At 36.0% G+C, this 24,350-nt stretch carries 22 protein-coding genes; 13 read left to right on the top strand and 9 right to left on the bottom strand.

Going from position 1 to position 24,350, the window contains the following annotated elements:
* Window positions 1-191 precede the first annotated feature (191 nt).
* Window positions 192-488 (top strand): GNAT family N-acetyltransferase, encoded by a 297-nt coding sequence (locus GWK10_RS14785; protein WP_164033354.1) that lies wholly within the window; start codon window positions 192-194, stop codon window positions 486-488.
* A gap of 151 nt (window positions 489-639) precedes the next feature.
* On the opposite strand, the gene mtaB is transcribed toward GWK10_RS14785, so the two are convergent.
* Complete coding sequence (mtaB, locus tag GWK10_RS14790) at window positions 640-1,971, bottom strand: tRNA (N(6)-L-threonylcarbamoyladenosine(37)-C(2))-methylthiotransferase MtaB (RefSeq protein ID WP_164033172.1); 1,332 nt, start codon at window positions 1,969-1,971, stop codon at window positions 640-642.
* A gap of 113 nt (window positions 1,972-2,084) precedes the next feature.
* Here mtaB and GWK10_RS14795 point away from each other — a divergent pair, with 113 nt between their 5' ends.
* Entirely contained in the window at window positions 2,085-3,719 is a 1,635-nt protein-coding gene (locus GWK10_RS14795; protein ID WP_164033173.1) for an ABC transporter substrate-binding protein, read from the top strand.
* 1 nt (window position 3,720) lies between these two features.
* Here the strand turns inward: GWK10_RS14795 and GWK10_RS14800 are convergent, their stop codons facing one another.
* Both GWK10_RS14800 and GWK10_RS14805 read right to left on the bottom strand, forming a co-directional pair.
* Window positions 3,721-4,896, bottom strand: coding sequence for a GlmU family protein (locus GWK10_RS14800; protein ID WP_164033174.1), 1,176 nt, complete (start codon window positions 4,894-4,896; stop codon window positions 3,721-3,723).
* A gap of 119 nt (window positions 4,897-5,015) precedes the next feature.
* Complete coding sequence (locus GWK10_RS14805) at window positions 5,016-5,267, bottom strand: type B 50S ribosomal protein L31 (RefSeq protein ID WP_164033175.1); 252 nt, start codon at window positions 5,265-5,267, stop codon at window positions 5,016-5,018.
* Between the two features lie 160 nt (window positions 5,268-5,427).
* Between GWK10_RS14805 and GWK10_RS14810 the strand changes: the two genes are divergently transcribed.
* From GWK10_RS14810 to GWK10_RS14840, 7 genes are all read left to right on the top strand, one after another.
* Window positions 5,428-5,949 carry a DUF4199 domain-containing protein gene (locus GWK10_RS14810; protein WP_164033176.1) on the top strand — a complete coding sequence of 174 codons (522 nt, stop codon included), beginning with the start codon at window positions 5,428-5,430 and terminating at the stop codon, window positions 5,947-5,949.
* A 45-nt stretch (window positions 5,950-5,994) separates the two neighbouring features.
* Entirely contained in the window at window positions 5,995-6,951 is a 957-nt protein-coding gene (locus GWK10_RS14815; protein WP_164033177.1) for a glycosyltransferase family 2 protein, read from the top strand.
* Window positions 6,952-7,014: 63 nt separating this feature from the next.
* Entirely contained in the window at window positions 7,015-8,736 is a 1,722-nt protein-coding gene (locus GWK10_RS14820; RefSeq protein WP_164033178.1) for a phospho-sugar mutase, read from the top strand.
* Entirely contained in the window at window positions 8,736-10,559 is a 1,824-nt protein-coding gene (locus tag GWK10_RS14825) for an ABC transporter ATP-binding protein (RefSeq protein ID WP_164033179.1), read from the top strand. The genes GWK10_RS14820 and GWK10_RS14825 overlap by 1 nt, the downstream gene beginning before the upstream one ends.
* A gap of 339 nt (window positions 10,560-10,898) precedes the next feature.
* Window positions 10,899-11,447 (top strand): RNA polymerase sigma factor, encoded by a 549-nt coding sequence (locus GWK10_RS14830; RefSeq protein WP_164033180.1) that lies wholly within the window; start codon window positions 10,899-10,901, stop codon window positions 11,445-11,447.
* Between the two features lie 15 nt (window positions 11,448-11,462).
* Window positions 11,463-11,999: a hypothetical protein gene (locus GWK10_RS14835; RefSeq protein WP_164033181.1), complete on the top strand. Its 537-nt coding sequence runs from the start codon at window positions 11,463-11,465 to the stop codon at window positions 11,997-11,999.
* An 11-nt stretch (window positions 12,000-12,010) separates the two neighbouring features.
* Entirely contained in the window at window positions 12,011-12,469 is a 459-nt protein-coding gene (locus tag GWK10_RS14840; RefSeq protein ID WP_164033182.1) for a hypothetical protein, read from the top strand.
* Between the two features lie 111 nt (window positions 12,470-12,580).
* Here GWK10_RS14840 and GWK10_RS14845 read toward each other — a convergent pair whose 3' ends face one another.
* Window positions 12,581-13,651: a WD40/YVTN/BNR-like repeat-containing protein gene (locus tag GWK10_RS14845; protein ID WP_239540773.1), complete on the bottom strand. Its 1,071-nt coding sequence runs from the start codon at window positions 13,649-13,651 to the stop codon at window positions 12,581-12,583.
* 73 nt (window positions 13,652-13,724) lie between these two features.
* On the opposite strand from GWK10_RS14845, the gene GWK10_RS14850 reads away from it, so the two are divergent.
* From GWK10_RS14850 to GWK10_RS14865, 4 genes are all read left to right on the top strand, one after another.
* Window positions 13,725-14,939, top strand: a complete 1,215-nt coding sequence (locus tag GWK10_RS14850; RefSeq protein WP_164033183.1) for an RsmB/NOP family class I SAM-dependent RNA methyltransferase — start codon at window positions 13,725-13,727, stop codon at window positions 14,937-14,939.
* A gap of 7 nt (window positions 14,940-14,946) precedes the next feature.
* Window positions 14,947-15,282, top strand: coding sequence for a T9SS type A sorting domain-containing protein (locus GWK10_RS14855; protein ID WP_164033184.1), 336 nt, complete (start codon window positions 14,947-14,949; stop codon window positions 15,280-15,282).
* Window positions 15,283-15,359: 77 nt separating this feature from the next.
* Window positions 15,360-19,025, top strand: a complete 3,666-nt coding sequence (purL, locus tag GWK10_RS14860) for a phosphoribosylformylglycinamidine synthase (RefSeq protein WP_164033185.1) — start codon at window positions 15,360-15,362, stop codon at window positions 19,023-19,025.
* Between the two features lie 67 nt (window positions 19,026-19,092).
* Window positions 19,093-19,839 carry a hypothetical protein gene (locus tag GWK10_RS14865; protein WP_164033186.1) on the top strand — a complete coding sequence of 249 codons (747 nt, stop codon included), beginning with the start codon at window positions 19,093-19,095 and terminating at the stop codon, window positions 19,837-19,839.
* On the opposite strand, the gene GWK10_RS14870 is transcribed toward GWK10_RS14865, so the two are convergent.
* Genes GWK10_RS14870 through GWK10_RS14890 form a run of 5 tightly spaced genes read right to left on the bottom strand, consistent with a single transcriptional unit; the run spans window position 19,817 to window position 24,347 of the window.
* On the bottom strand, window positions 19,817-21,397 hold the full coding sequence (locus GWK10_RS14870) for a carboxypeptidase regulatory-like domain-containing protein (RefSeq protein WP_204263151.1): 1,581 nt from the start codon (window positions 21,395-21,397) through the stop codon (window positions 19,817-19,819). The two genes, GWK10_RS14865 and GWK10_RS14870, sit on opposite strands and share 23 nt — an antisense overlap.
* On the bottom strand, window positions 21,336-22,685 hold the full coding sequence (locus GWK10_RS14875) for a CsgG/HfaB family protein (RefSeq protein WP_164033188.1): 1,350 nt from the start codon (window positions 22,683-22,685) through the stop codon (window positions 21,336-21,338). Before GWK10_RS14875 ends, GWK10_RS14870 begins: the two co-directional genes overlap by 62 nt.
* Window positions 22,686-22,695: 10 nt before the next feature.
* The gene (locus GWK10_RS14880) at window positions 22,696-23,109 is read right to left on the bottom strand and encodes a curli production assembly/transport component CsgF (RefSeq protein WP_164033189.1); all 414 of its coding nucleotides are present in this window, start codon (window positions 23,107-23,109) and stop codon (window positions 22,696-22,698) included.
* 17 nt (window positions 23,110-23,126) lie between these two features.
* Entirely contained in the window at window positions 23,127-23,843 is a 717-nt protein-coding gene (locus GWK10_RS14885) for a CsgE family curli-type amyloid fiber assembly protein (protein ID WP_164033190.1), read from the bottom strand.
* 18 nt (window positions 23,844-23,861) lie between these two features.
* A complete protein-coding gene (locus tag GWK10_RS14890) occupies window positions 23,862-24,347 on the bottom strand; it encodes a hypothetical protein (RefSeq protein ID WP_164033191.1) in 486 nt (161 codons plus the stop codon).
* Window positions 24,348-24,350 lie beyond the last annotated feature (3 nt).

Here is a 24,350-nt window from a genome sequence, read left to right on the forward strand (position 1 = left end):
ATCGAAGAAGTTTTCGTATCTTTGCATCGCAAAAATAGCGATTCCCAACCAACATATATTAACAAAACAACCATCTTTTAACAGAAATCAACCTGCCTGTACAATTTTAGTATGTGCTGACGCATGGGCTTTGGAGTTGGGCTTATTTTGAATAATAAATTACCTGTTGGTAAAACTAAAAATAAATGAATATGATAGAGACGGCTGTTCTTAAAGACAATGAATTTTTGCGCCAATTCGAGTTGAAGATTGAAGATGATCTTGCTAAAGTGGAGTACTCATTACAAGAAAGAAAAATCTTTTTAACCAAAATGATCGTTCCTGAGACTTTAGAAGGAGAGGAATTTGAAAACGAATTTATTGTCCAGATCTTAAGTAACATTGAAGAACGAAACCTTCGGGTGATGCCAACAAGTCCTAAGATTGTAAAATTTATGCGTAGAAACAGACAGTATAAATCATTGCTTCCAGTAGGCGTAAGAATCTAATTTTAAGATTGACGAAACTGATAAAGATGACCCTAGTGTCATCTTTTTTTTATGCCTTTACTTCAAGATTACTTCGCTGCTAAATTTTAGAATCAAGACGCTAAACGTTACTTCAAAAAAGATATTTGGTATAGAAAGAATTGACTTTGACCTATTGAATTACGGCTTCTTTTATAAAATCGAAACGAACTAGTCCGTCCTTATCAATTTTAGTAAGCTCAACCTCTTGTATTGTGTTTACCAGATCAGGATGCCAAGGTGCTTTTACTTTTACATAGTTCTCAGTAAATCCTTGAATGTAGCCTTCTTTATTTTCTCCTTCAAACAACACATTTCTGATCGATCCTAGTTGGCTTTCGTAAAAAGCACGACGCTTTTTAACTGATAATCCGCGAAGCATTTTACTGCGCTTACTTCGCACATTCTTTGGCACAACTCCATTCATTTTGGCAGCTACCGTATTTTCTCTTTCAGAATATGTAAATACATGTAGATACGATATATTCAATTCATTAAGAAAATTGTAGGTCTCCAAAAATAATTCATCGGTCTCTCCAGGAAAACCAACGATTACATCAACACCAATACAGGCATGAGGCATGGCCTTTTTAATTCTTGCAACACGATCTACATACAATTCTTTCATGTATCGACGACGCATTAATTTCAGCAACTCATTACTACCACTTTGCAATGGAATATGAAAATGAGGTACAAATGCCTTACTTCCTGCTACAAAATCAATCGTTTCATTTTTAAGTAAATTTGGTTCGATAGAACTTATACGCAAACGTTCGATACCTTCGACTTTATCCAACGCCTGCACCAACTCGAAAAAAGTATGTTCGTGTTTTTTATTTCCAAATTCACCTTTACCATAATCACCGATGTTCACACCGGTTAAAACAATCTCCTTGATATCTCTTTCGGAGATTTCTTTTGCATTTTGCAAGACATTGGTTAGCGTATCACTACGAGAAATGCCTCTTGCTAATGGAATTGTACAATAGGTACACTTATAGTCACAACCGTCCTGAACCTTTAAAAAGGCTCGAGTTCGATCACCGATTGAATAACTACCTACATAAAAATCGGCTTCTTTGATCTCGCATGAATGAATCTCACCATGATCGTTTTTAGAAAGGTCATTTAAATAATCTGTAATCTTGAACTTCTCAGTTGCTCCCAAAACTAAATCCACACCATCAACCGCCGCCAGTTCTTCAGGCTTTAGTTGGGCATAACAACCAACGGCAATAACAAAAGCTTCTTCATTTGTCTTTTGAGCCTGCTTTACAATAGTTTTAAAACGCTTATCAGCATTTTCGGTAACCGAACAAGTATTGATCACATAAATGTCAGCAGTTTCGGAAAATTCAACACGATTAAACCCCTCATCTTTAAAACTCCTAGCAATCGTAGAAGTTTCAGAGAAATTGAGTTTACAACCCAGTGTGTAAAACGCGACCTTTTTTGTATCCATTACCAATTAAGCGATTCCTTTTAAAAAAATAGAGAAAGTACTACCTTCACTTTTTTAAAAAAGCAGTTTTGTTTGCGCTTTTAGCGGGCGCAAAGATACCAACTAATTTTCGCATGATAAAATCTATTACTGGCCGCACGACCCTTTTAAAATACTTTTTATCAGCTAGTTGTGTATTGATTTTAATCACGGCATGTACAAGCACTAAAAACGAATCGAAAGACCATCTTATTTTTAGGTATAATGAACATAAGAACACGACAAGCTTAGATCCGGCTTTTGCGCGAAATCAGGAAAATATCTGGCCCATTAATCAGCTTTTTAATGGTCTTGTACAAATGAATGATGAGTTGATTCCGCAGCCAGATATAGCCAAATCATGGGAAATTAATGACGATGGCTTAGTCTATAAGTTTAACCTTCGCACTGATGTCTATTTTCACAAGTCGCCTTTATTTGGAAAGGATAGTACAAGAACCGTTAATGCAACTGATTTTGTTTACAGCTTTAATCGCCTAAAAAGTCCACAAATTGCCTCGCCAGGAAGTTGGGTTTTAAATAATGTTGATTCTTATAAAGCGGCTAATGATAGCACCCTTATAATTCAACTTAAAAAACCATTTCCAGCATTTTTAGGATTACTTACTATGCAATACTGTGCTGCCGTACCCAGTGAGGTAGCAGAGCATTATGGTAGCGATTTTCGATCTCACCCAATTGGGACAGGGCCCTTCTATTTTAAATTGTGGGAAGAAAACGTAAAACTGGTGCTTCGCAAAAACTATAATTATCATGAAGTTGATAAAAATGGAACTGCGCTCCCCTATTTGGAGGCTATTGCAATCACCTTTTTGCCAGATAAACAAAGTGAGTTTTTACAATTTGCTCAGGGAAATTTTGATTTTTTAAACAGTATTGATAATAGCTACAAAGACGAATTACTAACAGCTGATGGGAAATTAAGATCTCGATATGCCGATAATATAAATATGGTAAAAGGTCCATATTTAAATTCTGAATTTCTTGGATTTTATTTAGAAGGCGATAACCAGACTATTAACTCTCTTAAAATAAGGCAAGCCATTAATTACGGATTTGATCGACAAAAAATGATCACTTATATACGTAATGGCATTGGTTTTCCCGCCTATAGCGGATTTATACCAAAGGGAATGCCAGGTTTTGCAGAAATTGAAGGCTATAACTTTAATCCCGAAAAGGCAAAAATACTCCTCCAAGAGTATAAGGACGAAACGGGTGATCAAAATCCGACTATTACCATTGCTACTAATAGTCAGTATTTAGATATCTGTGAATACATTCAACGCGAACTACAAAAGGTAGGCCTCAATACAAAAGTGGATGTTATGCCACCAGTTACTTTGCGTCAGGCGAAGCGCACGGGGAATCTTGACATTTTTAGAGGTAGTTGGATCGCAGATTATCCTGATCCAGAGAATTATTTATCTGTTTTTTATTCAAAGAATTTTACACCCGGCGGACCTAATTATTACCACTACAGCAATCCAGAATTCGACGTATTGTTTGAAAAGTCATTCACCATTACGGACAAAATTGCACGAGAAGCATTATACACAAAAATGGACAGTATGGTTATCGCAGATGCGCCAATCGTTCCGCTTTATTATGATGAAGTCGTTCGGTTTACGCAGAAGAATATTGAAGGGTTAGGGATTAACCCTATTAATTTGTTGGTATTGAAACGGGTTAAGAAAATTCAGAATTAAACTAATCCTTTCGCCACTTCTTAGTCTCCTCAAAAATATGATCTAAAATAGCTTGTTCCCTTGCATCAAATTCAACACCTCTTCTTGACATCATAACCGCATTTGCCTCATAGGCTTTATTTGTTTTATAAGTAGTAAAACCAACCGCACCACCCCAACTAAAACTAGGTACAAAATTTCTTGGAAAACCACTACCAAAAATATTGGCACTCACCCCTACTACAGTTCCTGTATTGAACATGGTATTGATTCCGCTTTTACTATGGTCGCCCATCATTAATCCACAAAACTGTAACCCTGTTTTCGCAAAACCTTCAGTTTCATAGCTCCATAAGCGAACCGGAGCGTAGTTATTTTTAAGATTAGAGTTATTAGTGTCTGCACCCAAATTACACCATTCTCCTAGCACTGAATTTCCTAAAAAGCCATCATGTCCTTTATTGCTATATCCAAATAAAACCGAATTGTTAACCTCACCTCCTACTTTACAATAAGGTCCCAATGTAGTGGCCCCATATATTTTAGCGCCAAGTTTCAAGACCGAATGCTCGCACATGGCTAGTCCTCCTCTAATTATTGAACCCTCCATAATCTCAGCATCTTTACCAATATAAATTGGACCTGTAGTCGCATTTAGAATTGAACATTCTACTTTTGCTCCTTCCTCTAAAAAAATATTCTCTGGAGCTATTACTTGGTTAGTATCAGATATTGGTTGTGATGTTCTGTCCGCAGTTATCAAGTCGAAATCTGTTTGCATCGCTTCTGCATTCTTAGAAAAAATATCCCAAGTGGTTTTTACGGTTAACACATCTCCCTCAAAACTAATCTTTTCGTAGTTCGTAAGATCGATCTCTTCCTGACCTTCATTAGCATAAAACGCGATTACCTCATCTTGTTGAAAAATAGCCTGGTCTGCTTTTAGGTTTTTCACTAGGTCTACCAAATCCTCATTTGGAGTATAAGATGCATTGATCATTATATTTTGTTCCAGTTCGACCATAGGATATTTTTCTGCCAGATAATCCTCTGTAATAGTCGTGGTAGTGTTACCCAGATAATGCTCCCACTTTTCACGTATCGTCAAAATACCAATACGTATATCAGCAACCGGTCTTGTATAAGTAAAAGGTAATAAAGCGTTTCTTGAAGGTCCGTCGAATAGAATGTAGTTCATCAGGTGACTTGATAAGTTTAACCAAAGATAAAGTTTCGGTTTTAAGTTAGAAAGTTGAAAAATTAAAAAAGCCTCTCGAAATATCGAAAGGCTTTAAATATGTTGAAAAACACGAAATTTTATTTTTTGAACTTCGCGTATTTGTTTTTGAATTTGTCGATACGACCTGCTGTATCTACCAATTTAGACTTACCAGTATAAAAAGGATGAGATGTACGAGAAATTTCCATTTTGATAAGCGGATACTCAACACCCTCAACGGTAATAGTTTCTTTTGTATCGGCAGTCGACTTAGTAATAAATACGTCTTCATTTGACATATCTTTGAACGCTACCATTCTATAATTTTCTGGATGTAAACCTTTTTTCATCTTCTTATACTTTTCTGTAGTGCTTTAAAAGCGAGTGCAAAGATAATTTTATTTAATAAAACTACAAGCAGTTTTTTTAAAAAATAAATACAAATTTATGTAACAATTTCTAGTAACTTGATACCAACTAACAGAATCTAACCAATTAATAATAAAAAATATGGAAAATCAAGAACCTAAAACCAGTTCATTAGCAATTAAATACGGCATAATATCTGGGCTTATTGGAGTAGCATTTGGACTAATGCTTTACTTTATTGACATGCACTATCAAGGAGGCTGGGGAGTGTTTGGCATACAAATGCTAATTACCATAACAATCATAGTCTTAGCGCTTAGAGAATTTAAACAAAAAAATGAAGGTTTTATGACCTTAGGACAAGCGCTAAAAATAGCTGTTGGCCTATGTCTAATAGGCGGATTAGTGGGAATTGCCTATCAGCTTTTATTAACAAATGTGATTGATCCAGAATTTTTCACAAAACAAGAAGCTTATACCACGCAAACACTTCAAGGTTATGGAATGAGTCAAGAGCAAATTGAACAGCAAATAGAGTTTGGAAGAAACTTTAGATCACCCTTACTAACTATTCCTGTGTTCTTGGTAATTAGCGCTCTAGCGGGTTTAATACTCGGTCTAATTACTGGTCTAATAATGAAAAAAGAACGACCAGCATACTAAACGGCTAAATTTGTATTTTTGGCTTATAGATATTGAACAAAGCCAATGAACCTATCAGTAGTAATACCACTACTTAACGAAGAAGAATCTTTACAAGAATTATACGATTGGATTGTATCAGTGATGCAATCCAATCGTTTTTCATACGAGATCATCTTTATTGATGATGGCAGCACTGATAAATCTTGGGACCTCATTTCTAAACTTGCAGACGCCTATCCTGAGGTAAAAGGCATTCGATTTTTACGAAACTTTGGGAAATCGCAAGCACTTCATGCCGGCTTCGAAATGGCTTCTGGTGATGTCGTTATCACTATGGATGCCGATTTGCAAGACAGTCCAGAAGAAATTCCTGAATTGGCTGCAATGATCAATAATGAAAACTATGATCTTGTTTCTGGCTGGAAGAAAAAGCGTTATGATTCCGTTATCGGAAAAAATATTCCGTCCAAGCTATTTAATTGGGCAGCAAGAAGAACTTCAGGACTCAAACTTCACGATTTTAATTGTGGATTGAAAGCCTACAAAAAAGTTGTTATCAAAAACATTCATGTTTCTGGTGAAATGCATCGTTATATTCCGGTGCTGGCTAAAAATGCAGGTTTTCAAAAAATTGGAGAGAAAGTTGTCATTCATCAAAAAAGAAAATACGGAACGACAAAGTTTGGTATGAATCGCTTTGTAAATGGCTTTTTAGATTTGATCACAATCTGGTTTCTATCAAAATTTGGAAAAAGACCTATGCACTTTTTCGGTTTATGGGGTGCTTTTATGTTCTTTATTGGTTTTGTATCAGCCGGGTATATTGGCGGACTAAAATTATATCGTTTATACAATGACCAACCCGCTATATTGGTAACACAAAATCCGTGGTTTTATATCGCATTAACCACTATGGTCTTGGGTACCTTGCTATTTGTTGCAGGCTTTCTAGGCGAAATGATCCTACGCACCCGACCCGACAACAAGCAATATCGCATAGCGGAAAAACGAAACTTTTAACCAACTTTTTCATACATACCTTAGCGAATTAGCTAATTTTGTATTCTTAATCAATCATAGTACATGGCACAACTTACTGACGCTGTAGCTCAAAAAGCCAAATCTTGGCTTACTGATGTCTTTGATGTAGACACCAAAAATGAGATCGAACATCTACTAAAAAATGACCCAGCTGATCTCGAAGACCGATTTTATAAAGACCTGGAATTTGGTACCGGCGGTATGCGAGGTGTTATGGGAGTCGGAACCAATCGCATCAATAAATATACCTTAGGGAAAAACACCCAAGGCCTTTCTAATTATTTAAAACAGCAATTTCCAAATCAGGAAGTGCGTGTTGTAATTGCATACGACTGCCGTCATAATAGCAAAAGACTTGCTAAAGTGGTCGCAGATGTTTTCTCTGCAAATGGGATTAAGGTGTTCTTATTCTCAGATCTTCGTCCCACTCCAGAATTATCATTTGCGGTGCGCCATTTAAATTGTCAATGCGGAATTGTCCTTACAGCTTCGCATAATCCACCAGAGTATAATGGTTATAAAGTGTACTGGGAAGATGGAGGTCAGATCGTGCCACCGCAAGACGGAGCTATTATTAGTGAAATAAACAACCTTGATTTTTCTGATATTAAGTTCGATGAAAATACATCATTAATTGAATATATTGACGAAGAAGTTGACGATGTCTTTATAAACCAAAGCGTTGCTAATGGAAGTTTTAATGCAAAAGGGAAAGACAATTTCAAGATTGTTTTCACTTCCTTGCATGGTACTTCAATCACTGCTATTCCAAAGACCTTAGAAAAAGCGGGTTTCAATAATGTTATTATTGTTAAAGAACAAGCGGAGCCAAATGGCGATTTCCCAACTGTAAAATCTCCGAATCCTGAAGAACCCGAAGCACTTTCTATGGCTACCAAACTAGCCGAAGAAACAGGAGCTGATATGGTGGTAGGAACGGATCCTGATTGTGACCGATTAGGTATTGCTGTACGAGACAATGACGGAAAAATGATACTATTAAATGGGAATCAAACCATGATAGTAATGACACGTTTTCTTTTAGACCAATGGAAAGCGGCTGGAAAAATTAAAGGAAAAGAATTTATAGGGAGTACGATCGTATCTACCCCAATGTTAGCCAAAATGGCTAATGATTATGGTGTTGAGTATAAAGAAGGTCTTACTGGATTTAAGTGGATTGCCAAAATGATCATGGACTTCCCTGAGCTTGATTTCATCGGTGGCGGCGAAGAAAGTTTTGGATATATGGTAGGTGATTTTGTACGTGATAAAGATGCGGTGACCGCTACCCTACTCGCTTGTGAAATTGCATGTGATGCAAAGGCAAATGGCAGCTCTTTTTATAATGAGCTTTTAAAGAGTTATGTTGACTACGGTTTGTATCAAGAAGATTTAATCTCTTTGGTGAAAAAAGGAAAAGAAGGTGCAGAAGAAATCAAACAGATGTTGATTGATATGCGCCAAAATCCTATTGAGTCGATTGACGGATCGAAGGTGATTAAAGTTGAAGATTATCAAGCTTCAACTTCAAAAAATATGAAGACAGGCGCTTTAGATACAATGGATATTCCTATATCGAATGTGTTAATTTACTATACCGAAGACGGAACAAAAATTGCTGCAAGACCAAGTGGTACTGAACCAAAAATCAAATTTTATTTTAGTGTACGATCGGACTTAAGTAGTGTTTCCGATTTTGAAAAAGCGTCTACCTTGTTAAATGATAAAATTGCACGAATTAAAAAGGAAATGAATCTTTAATGGATTATTTCAAAAAAATACTGCGATTTGTAAAGCCTTACAAAAGGTTCGCTTATTTAAATATCTTCTTTAATATATTATACGCCCTCTTTAGTGCGTTATCATTTGTCGCATTGATTCCGATGTTACAAGTTCTATTTGATAAAGAAAAACAAGTTCATACAAAGCCTATTTACGAAAATTATGAAAGTCTCAAAGAATTCATTGGAGACTCGTTTAATTATCAGGTAACGATTTTTGCAGAAGACAATAAAATGCAAGCACTAGTAATTAGTATCGGATTGATACTAGCTTTGTTCTTGCTTAAAAACTTGTTTAATTACTTAGCCATGTTTTTTATCACCTTCCTAAGAAATGGTGTTTTAAAAGATATTAGAAACAGTATGTACGATAAAATAGTTGAACTACCTATCGGTTATTTTTCGGAAAAAAAGAAAGGTGATGTAATTGCTAGAATTACCTCAGATGTTTTAGAAATTCAGCATTCCTTTTTATCGATACTTGAATTAATTATTAGAGAACCACTTACCATACTATTTACCATCATAACGATGTTATTTATAAGTGCCAAGCTTACATTATTTGTATTCATTTTTATCCCAATTACGGGAATAATAATCTCCTCCATAGGGAAATCATTAAAAAAGCAGTCTGATAAAGTTCAAAAAGAACAAGGAGAATTTTTATCCATAACTGAGGAAACACTAGGTGGACTAAAAGTGATAAAAGCATTCAACGCTGAGAATACGTTTCTTAAAAAATTTCAGGGATCCACCAGTCGGTTTTTTAAATTTTCAAATTCATTATTGAATCGTCAAAATTTAGCATCACCTACAAGTGAATTTTTAGGTATTCTTGTAATTGGAATCTTATTGTGGTTTGGTGGTAAAATGGTTTTGGTAGACGAATCACTAGACGCCACCGAATTCCTCGCTTACATGGGGTTGGCCTATAATATCCTAACGCCTGCAAAAGCGATTAGTAAGGCTAGCTATGGTGTTAAAAAGGGTAATGCCGCTGCTGAACGTGTTTTGGAAATCTTAGAAACAGAAAATACAATTGCCGATAAAACAGATGCCCTAGCGAAAACAAACTTTGAAAAAGAAGTCATTCTAAAAGATATTTCCTTTAAATATGAAGACGATTTGGTACTTGAGGATTTCAACCTAAAAGTTCCAAAAGGTCATACAGTAGCGTTAGTTGGTCAGTCTGGTAGCGGAAAAAGTACCATTGCTAATCTGGTAACCCGCTTTTATGATGTAAACAAAGGGTCAATTACCATTGATGGTGTTGACATTAAAGATTTAAAGAAGGATTCATTACGGGGTTTGTTAGCTATTGTAACACAAGACTCCATTCTTTTTAATGATACTGTAAAAAGTAACATCGCATTAGGCACGCCTAATGCAACTGATGAAGAAATCATTGAAGCTGCAAAAATTGCCAATGCACACGAATTTATAAAGGACCTACCCGATGGCTACAACACCAATATCGGTGATAGCGGTAATAAATTATCCGGTGGGCAGAAACAGCGCTTGAGTATTGCTAGGGCAGTACTTAAAAATCCGCCAATTATGATTCTCGATGAGGCAACTTCTGCCTTAGATACAGAATCAGAACGTTTGGTGCAAGATGCATTAGAGAATATGATGAAAAATAGAACGTCTATCGTGATCGCCCATCGCCTTTCTACTATTCAAAATGCCGATACAATTGTAGTAATGCAAAAAGGTAAGATCATCGAGCAGGGTAAACATGATGAGCTTTTAAAAGCGAATGCAACTTATAAGAAGTTAGTGGATATGCAGTCCTTAGCATAAGGCCCATCGAATAATAACTAACAAAAAAAGGATAGACAAGTAGGTGTCTATCCTTTTTGATTGCAAGCAAGTTTTTGATTAGAGGCAAATATTATCAAGATTTTGGGGGCTACTTAATAAGACTTGAAAACTTACTACTTAATAAACTGACATATTCAAATAACTATAATGGTATTATTAATAACCATTGCTAATGTATAATTAATTCTTAAATGACCGTTTAAAAGTATTAATAAATCGATGAAATGCATTATTTTTTAACATTTATAGACTTTTTTGGCCATTTTTAAACCTTTTTACATCAATAAAGTCTAACTTAAGACATCTAATAAATTAGGCTTGGTAGAAACTCAAGAACAGGATTTCATCACTTTGCTACAACAAACCGATACGCAGCAACAAGCATTCAAGCAACTTGTGCAAGAGTATCAGGAAAGATTGTACTGGCACATACGTCGTATGGTGCTAATTCATGATGATGCAGATGATGTTCTTCAGAACACGTTTATTAAAGTTTTTAAATCGATTGGTAAGTTTAAAGGAGAAAGTAAGTTATACACATGGATGTATCGCATAGCAACAAACGAGGCAATTAGTTTCCTCAATAGCAAAGCGCAAAAAAAAGGTGTATCGACTTCAGAAATTAAAGAGCAAATGATTTCTAACTTGAAAGCCGATGTATATTTTGATGGTGAGGAAATTGAAATAAAATTGCAAAAAGCAATAGCAGCCTTACCTGATAAGCAACAATTAGTATTTAATATGAAGTATTTTCAAGAGCTGAAATATGATGAAATGTCAGAAATTTTGGAAACGTCAGTAGGAGCATTAAAAGCATCCTACCATATTGCAACAAAAAAGATTGAGCAATTTTTAACGAATGAGTAATGGGAAGGAATTGTTATGAAAGACAATAGAAATAAGAAAAAAAACACTTTTGGAGTACCTGAAAATTATTTTGACAATTTTCAAGACCGCCTATTTGAAAAAATTAATGGGCTAGAAGCAACACCAATTCTAGATTCCATAAAAGAAAATGGTGATGGATTTAAGATTCCTGGAGGATACTTTGAAGCAGTATCAGGTAATATTCTAAAGAAAAATGAATTTGAACCAAAGGTTGTTAATCTATTTAGTTCTAGGTCTTTCCGCTATATAGGTAGTATTGCAGCAAGTGTACTTATTTGCTTAATAGGATATTCAGTTTTTACATATGAAAGTGGAGAACTCGAATTTGAAGATATACAAGCATATTTAGGTAATAATCTGACAGATTATAATAGTTATGAACTGGCCGAATTATTACAGCTAGAAGCAGATGAATTAAACGATTTAAATAATCTAAATTTCCAAGATGAAACTGTGATAGACTATTTGGACGATCAAACAGATAGCTATGAATCGTTGTTTGATGAAACAACATTAAATGGCGAAGATTAAATTTCGCGTAAATGAATATAATTATGAACTCAATTACTAAAACAATAATACTACTGCTATTTTTTATGGGCAGTACAGTTCAGGCACAACCAAGGCACGAGCGCATTAAAGCACAAAAAGTGGCTTATATAACTAATCAACTTGAGCTTACTTCGGATGAGGCTGCCAAATTTTGGCCCATTTACAACAAGCATGAGGCAAATATGCATCAACTAAGAAGAAAAGATATGCGTAACCTACGTAAAGAATTTCAAGATCAAGGAGGTGATGCTATTAGCGACGCTGAAGCAAGTAAATTACTAGATAGGCTTATCACTATTGAAGACAAAATGCACATGGAAAAAACACAGCTAACTACTGATCTGAGAAAAGTTATTTCCGCGAAAAAAATAATTAAACTACGGCGAGCTGAAGAGGAATTTAACAAACAGCTAATTAAAAAGTTTCGGGAAGGCAGAAGAAGGAATTGATATATGCTTTATCAGATAAAAAGCCTCCTTTGAAGTGAGATGTCATGGGGTGACATCATAGCTTTGAAGCCGCATCTATCGCTCAACAGAAGGCAACTAAGTGGATTGTTCTCATTTAAAATGCAGTTTTGCTAATATATTATTTCCTCCGGCATAAGCGACAGAGTCATTAAGAAAACGTAGCGTATAAAAGCCAGTTTCACTAAGCTGTTCCCAGTCTTTTCCTGTGTTATTTGAAACCCAAATACCGGTTTTGCCTACACTTACCAATTGTTGACCATTTCTTCCAGGAACAAACTGGACACAGCTTTGATATCCAGGACCGGATGCTTCACTAATTAATTGCCAAGTTCTACCACCGTCTGCAGTTATGGCTTTATTCTTAGAATTGTCATCAACTTTAGTATAATCTCCTCCAATTATAAATCCGGTCTTATCTTCATAGAAATCAATTGAATATCCTCCTGTAGTTTCTTTTCCTTGCACCAGTGGAGTTTCAAAAACCTCCCAAGTCTCACCCTTATCTGCCGAATAAAATACCCGACTTTTTATTCCTCCTGTCAATATCCAAGTATGGTCGCCAATAATTGCAATATTGGTATCACTTGCAGCAAAAGCAGCTTCGCCTTTGGCTACTTCAGGTAGTTTATCACATGATATCTTAGTCCAGCTTTTACCACCATCTCTGGTAATGATAACTGATAAACATTCTTCCGTAGGGTCACCCATTGCAATTCCTTCTTGATCATTCCAAAAAGTCATAGCATCGTAAAACACTTTTTCGTTTTCCTCTTTATAAACCAATTCCATTTCGCCAGTATCACCTGTTTTATACAACAAGGCAGGGTTTTGAATACTCAACATAAAAAAATCGTTTCTCGTACTAGCTACCGATCTAAAATTAGGCAACAGTGTATCCTGTTTTTTTATGTTCGTTTTTACCATATTCTTCTGTGCATCATACAATCCATACTGTCCTTTATTACCGGCAAAACCCAAGTTAGAGCCCATTAATGTTATTGCTCTAATACTAATACTATCTGTAGTCAATGTTTCAATTTTAACCGAATCAATCGGCAGTAGTTTATCCTCTTTTTGAGTACAAGAAATAATAAAACTAATGGCTAAAATTGCCATAAAAAGCCAAAACTCTAACCGAAAAAATCTCAAATTGTTTTTCATTATAACAATGCTAATAAATTGAATTATAGCCAAGGTAAAACAATTACCTTTGCAGTCAAATTAAAATAAGAGTATGAGGCTGCATAGAAATTTAGTTTTTGCGGTAATTGACGGTTTAAGCGACATTTTTAACAATGATAAATATGCCGACAAGGTGGTTCAAAGCTTGTTAAAAAGAGATAAACGATGGGGAGCTCGTGATCGTGGGTTCATTGCAGAAACTACTTATGAAATGGTTCGTTGGAGACGGCTTTATGCCGAAATAGCTGACGTTAAACAGCCTTTTAGCCGAGAGGATCTTTGGCGTATGTTTGCAGTCTGGGCTGTACTGAGAGGTGTTAAATTACCCGACTGGCCACAACTAGCTAAGACGCCTTCACGTCGTATAAAAGGTAAGTTTGAAGAACTCTCGAAAATCAGAAAATTTAAGGAGTCTATACCTGATTGGTTAGATGCGCTTGGTGAAAAAGAATTGGGTAGAGCAGTCTGGGATAAAGAAATAGCTGCACTAAACGAACAAGCTGATTTAGTTGTAAGAACTAACACCCTAAAGGGCACAAAACAAGATCTTAAAAAGGCATTTAAGGAAATAGAAATAGAAACCGATTCAATCTCTGGCAGCAAAGAAGCACTTCTTTTAAAAGAGCGAAGCAATATCTTTACAACTGAGTTGTTTAAAAATGGACTATTCGAAGTACAAGATGCCTCTTCTCAACTAGTGGCTACTTTTGCAGACCCTAAACCTGGAAACAAAGTTGTTGATGCTTGTGCAGGTGCGGGTGGAAAAACACTTCACTTAGCAGCATTAATGGAAAATCAAGGGCAAATTATTGCACTCGATATCTATCAAAATAAATTAAAAGAATTAAAAAGAAGAGCTCGTCGAGCTGGTGCCCATAATATCACTCCAAAGTGGATTGAGAATAACAAGGTTATTAAAAAACTGCATGGTAAAGCGGATATTGTTTTGATTGATGCTCCTTGTAGTGGTTTAGGAGTCTTGAAAAGAAATCCTGATGCAAAATGGAAACTTACTCCCGAATTTTTAGACAACATCAAGGAAACTCAAGAAAAGATAATTAGTGATTATTCTAAAATGGTCAAGCCGGGAGGATCGCTCGTTTATGCCACTTGCTCCATCTTACCTTCTGAAAATCAGTTGCAAATAAATAAATTTTTAGACTCAGAAATCGGGAAAGATTTTATCTTTGTAAGCGATCGAAAGATTTTAGCACATGAAACTGGCTTTGACGGTTTTTACATGGCAATGCTAAAAAAGAACAACTAGACCATTAATGAAAAAACTGTTACCTGTACTTTTTTTGTTGATTTCCTTCAATATTTTCTCTCAAGAGACAAAAGAACTTGCATCGCTAAAGGTGAAAGAGGTTGCATTTAAAATGTATCCTAATCCTTGCAAATCTGAAGATCAACTCTCGCTAAAATTTGAGGGAAAGGTTTCGGTTAAAAGCATTGAAGTTTTTGATCTGTTCGGAAAATCTATCAAACGAATTAAACCGAATATTACTCCAGACTCAAAATTTATAGTAGGTACACTTCCTCGTGGTATTTTTCTTCTTAGAATTCAGACCCAAAAAAGAGTTGCAACTCGAAGAATTATTGTTCAATAACTTTTTACTATTGCTTTTATTTTAAGGTTAAAAAAAAGTAATTTTGTGCTTTGTTCAATTGCACAATATAAGCATACATGATCCTTTTCTTCGGAGACGTAAAAACTAAGGTTTTTGCCCTGCAAACCAATTCAGAAATATCAAGCCAAGACATTGATAAACTTATATGGCTTTTTGGCAACCAACCTCAAATAAAACTGGCGTCTATCGACGCTTTTTTTGTTGGTCCACGTGCCACTATGATCACTCCTTGGAGTACCAATGCAACTGAGATTACCCAAAATATGGGAATTGAAGGAGTCATTCGTATCGAAGAATTTTTAGCAGTTAACGAATCCACTGATAGCTATGATCCTATGCTATCTCAAAAATATGAGATCATTGATCAAAAAGTTTTTGATATCAATATCACGCCTGAGCCTATTATTGAAATTGATGATATTCATGCTTACAACAAAAAAGAAGGTTTGGCCTTAAGCCAAGATGAAGTCGAATATCTTGAGCAGCTTGCAATAAAGCTAGAACGAAAACTAACCGATAGCGAAGTGTTTGGATTCTCGCAAGTAAACTCAGAGCACTGCCGACATAAAATATTTAATGGTGTTTTTGTAATTGATGGCGAAGAAAAACCAAGTTCGTTATTCAAATTGATTAAGAAAACATCAAAAGAAAATCCGCATAACATAGTATCGGCTTATAAAGATAATGTCGCTTTTATAGAGGGGCCAATTGTAAAACAATTCGCGCCCAAAACAGCCAATAAGCCTGACTTCTATGAGAAAAAAGATTTTGAATCAGTTATATCTTTAAAAGCTGAAACCCATAATTTCCCAACTACCGTAGAGCCATTTAACGGGGCGGCTACTGGATCTGGTGGAGAAATAAGGGATCGTCTTGCTGGCGGAAAAGGTTCCTTGCCTTTGGCAGGAACTGCGGTATATATGACTTCATATTCTCGTTTAAAAGAAAACAGACCTTGGGAAAATGGTATGGAAGCTCGTGAATGGCTATATCAAACTCCTATGGATATTTTGATCAAAGCATCTAACGGAGCTTCTGATTTTGGCAATAAGTTCGGTCAACCCTTAATTTCTGGATCTCTTTTAACTTTTGAGCACGAAGAGCATGCACGAAAATTAGGTTTCGACAAAGTAATTATGCTTGCAGGAGGAATTGGCTACGGAAAAGCTGATCAAAGTATAAAGGATGTTCCTAAAAAAGGAGATCAGGTCGTACTGCTTGGTGGCGATAACTACCGTATCGGTATGGGTGGCGCAGCAGTTTCATCAGCAGATACAGGAAAATTTAGCTCAGGTATTGAACTAAATGCTGTACAACGATCTAACCCCGAGATGCAAAAACGAGCAGCAAATGCGGTTCGTGGAATGGTTGAGAGTGAAGAGAACACGATTGTTTCTATACATGATCATGGCGCAGGTGGGCATTTAAATTGTTTATCCGAATTAGTAGAAGAAACTGGTGGATTAATCGATCTTGATGCATTACCAGTTGGTGACCCTACCCTTTCGAATAAAGAGTTGATAGGTAACGAATCTCAAGAGCGAATGGGACTAGTAATCGGAAAAGACCATATTAACACCTTAAAAGAAATTGCAGATAGAGAGCGATCACCAATGTATAATGTGGGTGAAGTGACAGGTGATGACCGTTTCACCTTTAAATCAAGTTCTACTGGTGCAAAACCGATGGATTTGGCGCTTTCGGATATGTTCGGTAGTTCACCAAAAACGATCATGAATGATGTTACGGTGGACAGAAAGTTTGAGGCTGTAGCCTATAAAACAGAAGAATTACAAGGCTATCTAGAGCAAGTACTGCGTTTAGAAGCTGTGGCTTGTAAAGATTGGCTTACCAATAAAGTTGATCGCTGTGTTGGCGGTCGTGTTGCCAAGCAGCAATGTGCTGGTGCACTGCAATTGCCACTTAATAATGTTGGAGTAATGGCATTAGATTATGATAGTGCTGAAGGTATCGCAACATCTATTGGACATTCTCCAATTAGCGGGCTTATAGATCCTACAGCGGGCTCTAAAAATTCCATCGCTGAGGCCTTGACAAATATTATCTGGGCGCCAATGAAAGAAGGGCTTAAATCCGTTTCCTTATCGGCAAATTGGATGTGGCCTTGTCGAAATGAAGGTGAAGATGCTAGATTATATGAAGCAGTGCAAGCAGTTTCTGATTTTTCAATTGAACTGGGGGTAAATGTTCCGACAGGAAAAGACTCACTGTCGATGAAACAGAAATACCCAAATGATGAAGTGATTTCTCCGGGCACAGTAATCATATCCGCTGCTGGAAATTGTAACGATATCAATAAGGTAGTGGAACCCGTTTTAAAACCAAATGGTGGTGCTATTTATTACATCAATCTATCTAGAGATGATTTTAAATTAGGTGGATCTTCTTTTGCACAAACATTAAATAAAATAAGCGATGAAGCACCTACTATCACAAGTGCTGCTTATTTTAAAGATACATTCAACTGTATTCAACAATTAATAAAAGAAGGTGAAATTCAAGCAGGTCATGACATTTCTTCTGGCGGATTGATCACTGCGCTGTTAGAAATGTGTTTTGCTGAAGTAAATGTAGGTGCAAATATCGATCTAACTTCTTTAAATGAATCTGATATTATCAAACTGTTGTTTGCGGAAAATTCAGGGATTTTGATTCAAGCTGAAGCGAAAATTGAATCTATCCTAGCAAAAAATAATATTGAGTTTTACAAAATTGGCCAGGTGGTTGAAGGAAATCGCATCAACTTGAAAAACCATAATCAAAATGAAGTTTTTGATGTTGCTAAGCTTCGTGATATTTGGTTTGAAACTTCTTTTCTACTAGACCAAAAGCAATGTGCCAATAACCAAGCTGACGAGCGCTATAAGAACTATAAAAACCAATCTTTACAGTATAAATTTCCAGTAGGTTTTTCTGGAAAGTTGACCGACCTTATTCTAGAATCTAAAAAACCAAGACCTAAAGCTGCGATACTCCGTGAAAAAGGAAGTAACTCTGAACGAGAAATGGCGCATGCCATGTATCTAGCTGGTTTTGATGTAAAAGATGTGCACATGACCGATCTTATTAGCGGTCGTGAGACACTAGAAGACATCCAATTTATTGGTGCTGTCGGTGGTTTTTCCAATAGCGATGTGCTTGGATCAGCAAAAGGATGGGCTGGAGCATTTTTGTATAATGAGGAAGCGAATAAGGCACTTAAAAACTTTTTCGCAAGACCTGATACGCTTTCGGTTGGTATTTGTAATGGTTGTCAACTTTTTCTTGAACTTGATCTGATAAATCCTGAACATGAACAACTGTCCAAAATGACGTATAATGATTCTCATAAACATGAGAGTAATTTTACTTCAGTTATAATTCAAGAAAACAATTCGGTTATGCTATCGGGACTAGCTGGAACGCAGCTTGGGGTTTGGATATCACATGGAGAAGGAAAGTTTAGTATGCCTATGCCGGAAGATCATTATAATGTTGTAGCCAAATATGGATATGAGGGCTATCCTGCTAACCCAAACGGATCTGATTACAATACCGCTATGCTAACGGATAAAACTGGCCGTCATTTAGTAACAATGCCACATATTGAACGTTCAATTTTCCAATGGAATTGGGCAAACTATCCTGATGGAAGACAAGATGAAGTATCTCCTTGGATAATGGCATTTGCGAATGCAAGGAATTGGATTGAGAAGAAGTAGCCTCGAAAAAACAGGTTAATATATTTATATTTATTCTCTATTTTTGAAGAAATAAATTTATGTATCTGTGTCTCGCATCAGCATTATCTTATTTTTCTTTTTACTAAGTAACCATTCATTTTCTCAAAAGAAAAAGATATATTTTGATGAGAGCGGGAAAAAGGTAAGTTCCTTAATATTTGATCAAAAACTATACTCATCCATTTATTATGGAGTAAACTACCATACCAAAGACTACGATGTTTCAACACTATACTTAAACTACTATATTGGCAAAATTGATAGTATAAAAAAGCACCAGCTTTTTTCTTTGTTATCACAAAGAAATCAGATCGATACTACCAAAACAATTCTAATTCACTATAAGGATTCTCTTAAGTCTATAGCCTCGTTTCCAGAAAAAGACACTGTAATTCAACTGAAAAATGGAAGGCACAAGCATCTACATTCTCATATAACATTTCTTAAACAACATGAAAACTGTGTTCGTCGCTTCAAAAGAAAAAAAGACATAAATGTGTACCATTTTTACACTTCAAATGATGGACATCCAGAAATTTATGATAATTTAAAATGGCACAAGGACCATCTGCAAATGCTTAAGAAATTATTTTCGAACAGAGAAAACCTTGGATATTATTGGCATTTAGTAATACATCCCAATGGCGATTATTTTGTGTACAATCGAAACTTAAATACCGCCATTTACAGAGACCTTATGAAGCAACGTAGATGGAAAAAGCATCTTTCGTCTTTCATCAAAAAATACAATGCATTAAATCCGAAGACACTTATTCCCAATTCGGTGCGCTAGCATTATTAAATATCAATGTACGTTCTCCATCACCAGCAATCGGCTGTGTATAAATTCCTTTAATCGAAATACCATCGTTGGATGTGTTAACGAAAATGATATTGGCCCCGTTCGGAGAAAATTCAGCATCAAAATCGTTCGTACCTGCCGCTTTACCTGTTGAAAGGTCAGTCGCTACATCTGAATTAAGGTTGTAACTAAATATTTTGGAATCCAATCTTCTAAAACTTGGCGATTCAAATCCAGACACATCATAAGTATATAGTACCGTTGTGCCGTCCACCGAAATATCAATTCCACCTGCTGCGCCAGTAACTCCAGTTAATATAGTTTCGAGAACTGTACCGCCTGTATCGATTGTAAATACAGAAGCATTGTAGCCATTAATATCATTGGTTTGCAATGCGATAAATTGACCGTCAAAACTCCAGGCACATCGACTAATTAGACTGCCATCTGACGTTTGATACAATTGACGCAAACCACTACCATCCTTATTAATGACATACAGTTTATCAAAATTTGGATAAATAATTTGGCTACCATTTGTAGACCAATCAAAATCAACCTCTCCAAGATTAAATGCCGCAACTGGAACAGTATTGGTCACTTGTTGTACATTGTCCCCGTCGAGATCACTTGTAAAAATATGCGTTTGCGTACCTACAGTGCGCAAGAAAGCAATTTGCCCTGCTGCATTATTCTTTTTAGGTGCGAATGAATTTTGTCCTGCTTCAGTCAAATTAAATGCTATTGATCCATCTTGATTTGAAGAGATAATTCTGCTTGTCCCATTGTCTTCACGTACAAAATGAAATCGATTATTAGGATTTTCGGAAGTGGTAAATGTGCTTACTGTACTAAATACGGGATCATTAATACCATCAGTCACTTGAACTTGCCAAAAGTACTTCGTCCCGAACTTTAAATTATTCACACTAAAAGCCGTTTCCGAAATTGAATCGGACATGATTACTTCATTGTCATTCTCATTTTTGAGTTCGAATAAATACTTTAATTCATCATCCGTGTCTACATCTTCCGCTGTCCATATAAATTCTTGATTCATAGGTACATCTACAGCTCCATCTGCTGGCGAAGTTAATACAGGAGTAGAAGGTGCAGAATTCGCTGACTCTGAAATATCTAATTCAAAAACAACATTTACTTCACCATCTGCAAGTACCTTTGCAGATTCAAATGAGGTTAATAGCCCTTCTTTCGAGGCTTCTACTGAATAATCTCCTACTGTTACATCATTAATCCGAAAATTACCATCTACATTGGTAAATGCAGTACCACTAACAGGAGATGTCGAAATCTTTACATTTTCAATAGGTTCGTTGGTTCCCTTTCTAACGACAGTGCCAATTATATCGCCTGTTTCTACCGCATTGATTTTATCCTCATTACAAGAAGAAAACAATACTAGAAGCGCAAGTAACATTCCTATATATGCCCTAAAATTTCGTTTTAAATTATTTACTTTCATCTTCTTAAAAATAGTAGTTAAGTCCGATACCAAATCTCCAAAAATGGTCATTGCGTTTACCTGCAACAGTACGATCTAAATCGTCTGCAATCGAAATGTTATTCTCTCCAAAAATCTTGATTCCAATATTTTGGAATCCCATATATTCAAAACCTAGTCCATATTGAAACTTGAGGTTGGCATCGTCTAAGGCGGTAGTAAAATAACTACCAACTCCAGCAGTGAGATATGGAGAAAACGAATCTTTTGGCAAAATGGTAAGCTCTCCGTTAAAGTCAAAAGAAACAAAGCTATCCGAAAAAACGCCTTCATTTTTTAAAGCAAACCCGTTTATAGCGCCAGAAACACCAAAGGCCGGACTAAATGCATGTTTATATGAGGCGCCGAATGATCCGGTAAGTCTACTTTCAGCAAAATCGCCATCAATAAACGCACCTCCAGCTGTTATTCCAACACTGTTAGAGGAACGGCGTTTTTTTAACAAGCGATTATAAAGCTCTGTTGACTCTGCTTGAGTTACATCAGCTTCATATCGATCTAATAATGCTTGTTTTTCATTGTCATCTTTAACAAACCAAATATTGTCTTTTACCCCTTCAATAATTAAAGTTTCTACTGCTTTTTCTATGGCTTCCGTAACTGCAAGTTGCACTGGCTCGTTACGTGTAAATCCTGTCTCAGCTTCGAGTAAACGTTGTAATTTTACAAACCGGAAAATACTAGCATCAACTGCTTGTGACAAAACGGTTTTAGAGACATAAACAGTTTTCAAAATTTTACCGTTAGAGGTAGAAATAGCTCTTAAATAAACAGTAATTCGATCTTGACGATATCTTGCCGATGCTCCTGCACCAAAATAGCGAGCTCCTGCTCCACCTGTTAAGATGTTAGAATCATATGAGATAACCCCACCCTCAAGGAGAATACCAGCATATAATAATGGTGGTAATGCAGGTTGGTTGTTTTTTTTTGCACCGCTGTACTGCTGACGTGTATTTCGGATTATCTGACGTTCATTCAAAAGATTACCCACATTTTCACGCTCAATTGGGACGAACCATCGTGAGTCTTCTAAGGCTTTTAATAAAATTGAGGTGGTTCCTTGACTGACGGCGGTACTCCAACTGGTACCTTGCTCAACATTTTTGTATTGACCTGTTTGGTCACGGAATTTATAAACACCAGCTACCAATGGTTCTTTAGGAAGTGGTAAACTTTTAAGTTGATCGTTTAAAGAGGTTTCTTCACCAAGTCGTGCTTGCTCTACACCAAGTGGTTGATTAAAATACGCTCCGCAACTACTTAATAAAAAACTGGCAAGAAATGCCAGTATGAGAATTTTGTTTTGTAACATCTAACTTTTACTAAAAAGTTGGAACAATAATTTGTGTTTTTTCGCCAGTATTAGTATCCAATATGTCAATATTGAGGCCTCCCGAACCAGGCGCTATCTCAACAAAAAGACTACCAAAAGTAAATGTGCCTTCCTCAAAACTTTCATCACCAAATTCATCTTCAAAAAGCTGTCTTGATAGCTGGTTAAGCAATTGACGATTCAAATCCTGAGTAAATTGCTCTAATTCCGATAACTCTTCTCGTTCTTCTTCTGGTTCCTTAAACTTATTTTGAGACTCGGCAGAACTTAACAGCCAATTATAATTGAAAGTATCCCCACCAAAAGCAGGATTTACAGGCTTGTAAACAAATTGTTGTGCAGAAGCATCTATAAATGAAAATAGGCTAAATAATACTGTTAAAATTGATAGGCGTAATTTCATAACTATATGATTAAAAGCTAAAAGCGCTTTAATAATTGTTTCTCTCTTTCTTTTTGCTTTATAAATTGTGTAACACGCATTACCGCATTGTTTGCCAAACTTATAAGTTGCTCTTCATTAGGTCTTGCGAAACTTTCAAAAACAAGATCTTCTTGCACTTTAACTTGTATTCGCGTACCAATACCGATACCCAGTTGTTCTTCGACTTTCACCAATTGATCACTATCTGGGTTTTTTAGGGTGAATTGACGATAAAAATAATCATAAAAATCTTTACCTACCTTAGATCGTACGTTTTCTACGACCAACCCTTTTATTTCCAATCCATCAGAAATTTCAGGATCGTTTATCTTTTTCTTAAGCTCCTCTCTATCTCTGGCTATAAGCTTACCCTTTTCATATATTAAAAGTAATACAATAATATTATCATTGTCCGCAACATTTAAGTTCTGTGTTGCTACAATTTTCACTTCGTCTGGTGCTAGACTAAAGTTATTTTTTTGTTCTGTTTTACTTGCATTATCAGTACCCATATTACCGATAATAATGAGTTCATATGTTAGTGTTCTAAAAAGCTCTGATTCATTTTTTACTACACCTTCTATATTAGCATTAACTCCAACCGATTTTACAGTAATTTTCGGAATAACACCTGTATATGGTAACTCATTCTGTTTTTGAGCAAATACTGAAGACAAGCAGCAAAGGGCAATGACAAGAAGTACCTGTTTCATTACCTAAAGATGATATAATTATTGATAACTTCTAATAATAATCTCGCGACCAGTACCCTCCATATTGATTTTCAAATTCTCAGTAATAGAATTTGTTCCAATACGAAGTACAGACAAACCAACCCCATCTTGAAAGATTTGAGAATTTACCTGAGAAGCAGTATATGTACCATAACTACTTGTGACGCTGTTGTTATTACCTAATTGAACAATGTTCTCTATCAAAGATACATTACCCGTATCTAGTGAAACATAATTATTGTCTCCATTTTGCGTGACGGATATTGCATTATTTCCAGAAGAACTGATCTTAGAAAAATTAGCTAGTCCAGTTTGTTGAATGAACACCACATTTTGTGTCGGTGCATTATCAGCAGAAAACTGACTAACAGTATTTAGACCCACTTGAGATAGAAAGACACCAGAATCTGGACGCTTTATCTCCGTTTGCGCAACAGTAATAGATGTAATGAAAAGAAAAATTAGTAAGACTACTTTTTTCATAAC

Origin of the sequence: Spongiivirga citrea (assembly GCF_010671565.1) — a bacterium.
Lineage (GTDB): Bacteria > Bacteroidota > Bacteroidia > Flavobacteriales > Flavobacteriaceae > Spongiivirga > Spongiivirga citrea.

Excerpts from the sequence above, each read along its gene's own strand:
- GWK10_RS14795 (WP_164033173.1), top strand. The coding sequence starts at position 2,085 with ATGATAAAATCTATTACTGGCCGCACGACCCTTTTAAAATACTTTTTA.
- GWK10_RS14810 (WP_164033176.1), top strand. The coding sequence starts at position 5,428 with ATGGAAAATCAAGAACCTAAAACCAGTTCATTAGCAATTAAATACGGC.
- GWK10_RS14805 (WP_164033175.1), bottom strand. The coding sequence starts at position 5,267 with ATGAAAAAAGGTTTACATCCAGAAAATTATAGAATGGTAGCGTTCAAA.
- GWK10_RS14825 (WP_164033179.1), top strand. The coding sequence starts at position 8,736 with ATGGATTATTTCAAAAAAATACTGCGATTTGTAAAGCCTTACAAAAGG.
- GWK10_RS14800 (WP_164033174.1), bottom strand. The coding sequence starts at position 4,896 with ATGAACTACATTCTATTCGACGGACCTTCAAGAAACGCTTTATTACCT.
- GWK10_RS14835 (WP_164033181.1), top strand. The coding sequence starts at position 11,463 with ATGAAAGACAATAGAAATAAGAAAAAAAACACTTTTGGAGTACCTGAA.
- purL (WP_164033185.1), top strand. The coding sequence starts at position 15,360 with ATGATCCTTTTCTTCGGAGACGTAAAAACTAAGGTTTTTGCCCTGCAA.
- GWK10_RS14820 (WP_164033178.1), top strand. The coding sequence starts at position 7,015 with ATGGCACAACTTACTGACGCTGTAGCTCAAAAAGCCAAATCTTGGCTT.
- GWK10_RS14850 (WP_164033183.1), top strand. The coding sequence starts at position 13,725 with ATGAGGCTGCATAGAAATTTAGTTTTTGCGGTAATTGACGGTTTAAGC.
- GWK10_RS14840 (WP_164033182.1), top strand. The coding sequence starts at position 12,011 with ATGAATATAATTATGAACTCAATTACTAAAACAATAATACTACTGCTA.
- GWK10_RS14875 (WP_164033188.1), bottom strand. The coding sequence starts at position 22,685 with ATGTTACAAAACAAAATTCTCATACTGGCATTTCTTGCCAGTTTTTTA.
- GWK10_RS14855 (WP_164033184.1), top strand. The coding sequence starts at position 14,947 with ATGAAAAAACTGTTACCTGTACTTTTTTTGTTGATTTCCTTCAATATT.
- GWK10_RS14815 (WP_164033177.1), top strand. The coding sequence starts at position 5,995 with ATGAACCTATCAGTAGTAATACCACTACTTAACGAAGAAGAATCTTTA.
- GWK10_RS14885 (WP_164033190.1), bottom strand. The coding sequence starts at position 23,843 with ATGAAACAGGTACTTCTTGTCATTGCCCTTTGCTGCTTGTCTTCAGTA.
- GWK10_RS14785 (WP_164033354.1), top strand. The coding sequence starts at position 192 with ATGATAGAGACGGCTGTTCTTAAAGACAATGAATTTTTGCGCCAATTC.
- GWK10_RS14890 (WP_164033191.1), bottom strand. The coding sequence starts at position 24,347 with ATGAAAAAAGTAGTCTTACTAATTTTTCTTTTCATTACATCTATTACT.
- mtaB (WP_164033172.1), bottom strand. The coding sequence starts at position 1,971 with ATGGATACAAAAAAGGTCGCGTTTTACACACTGGGTTGTAAACTCAAT.
- GWK10_RS14845 (WP_239540773.1), bottom strand. The coding sequence starts at position 13,651 with ATGAAAAACAATTTGAGATTTTTTCGGTTAGAGTTTTGGCTTTTTATG.
- GWK10_RS14880 (WP_164033189.1), bottom strand. The coding sequence starts at position 23,109 with ATGAAATTACGCCTATCAATTTTAACAGTATTATTTAGCCTATTTTCA.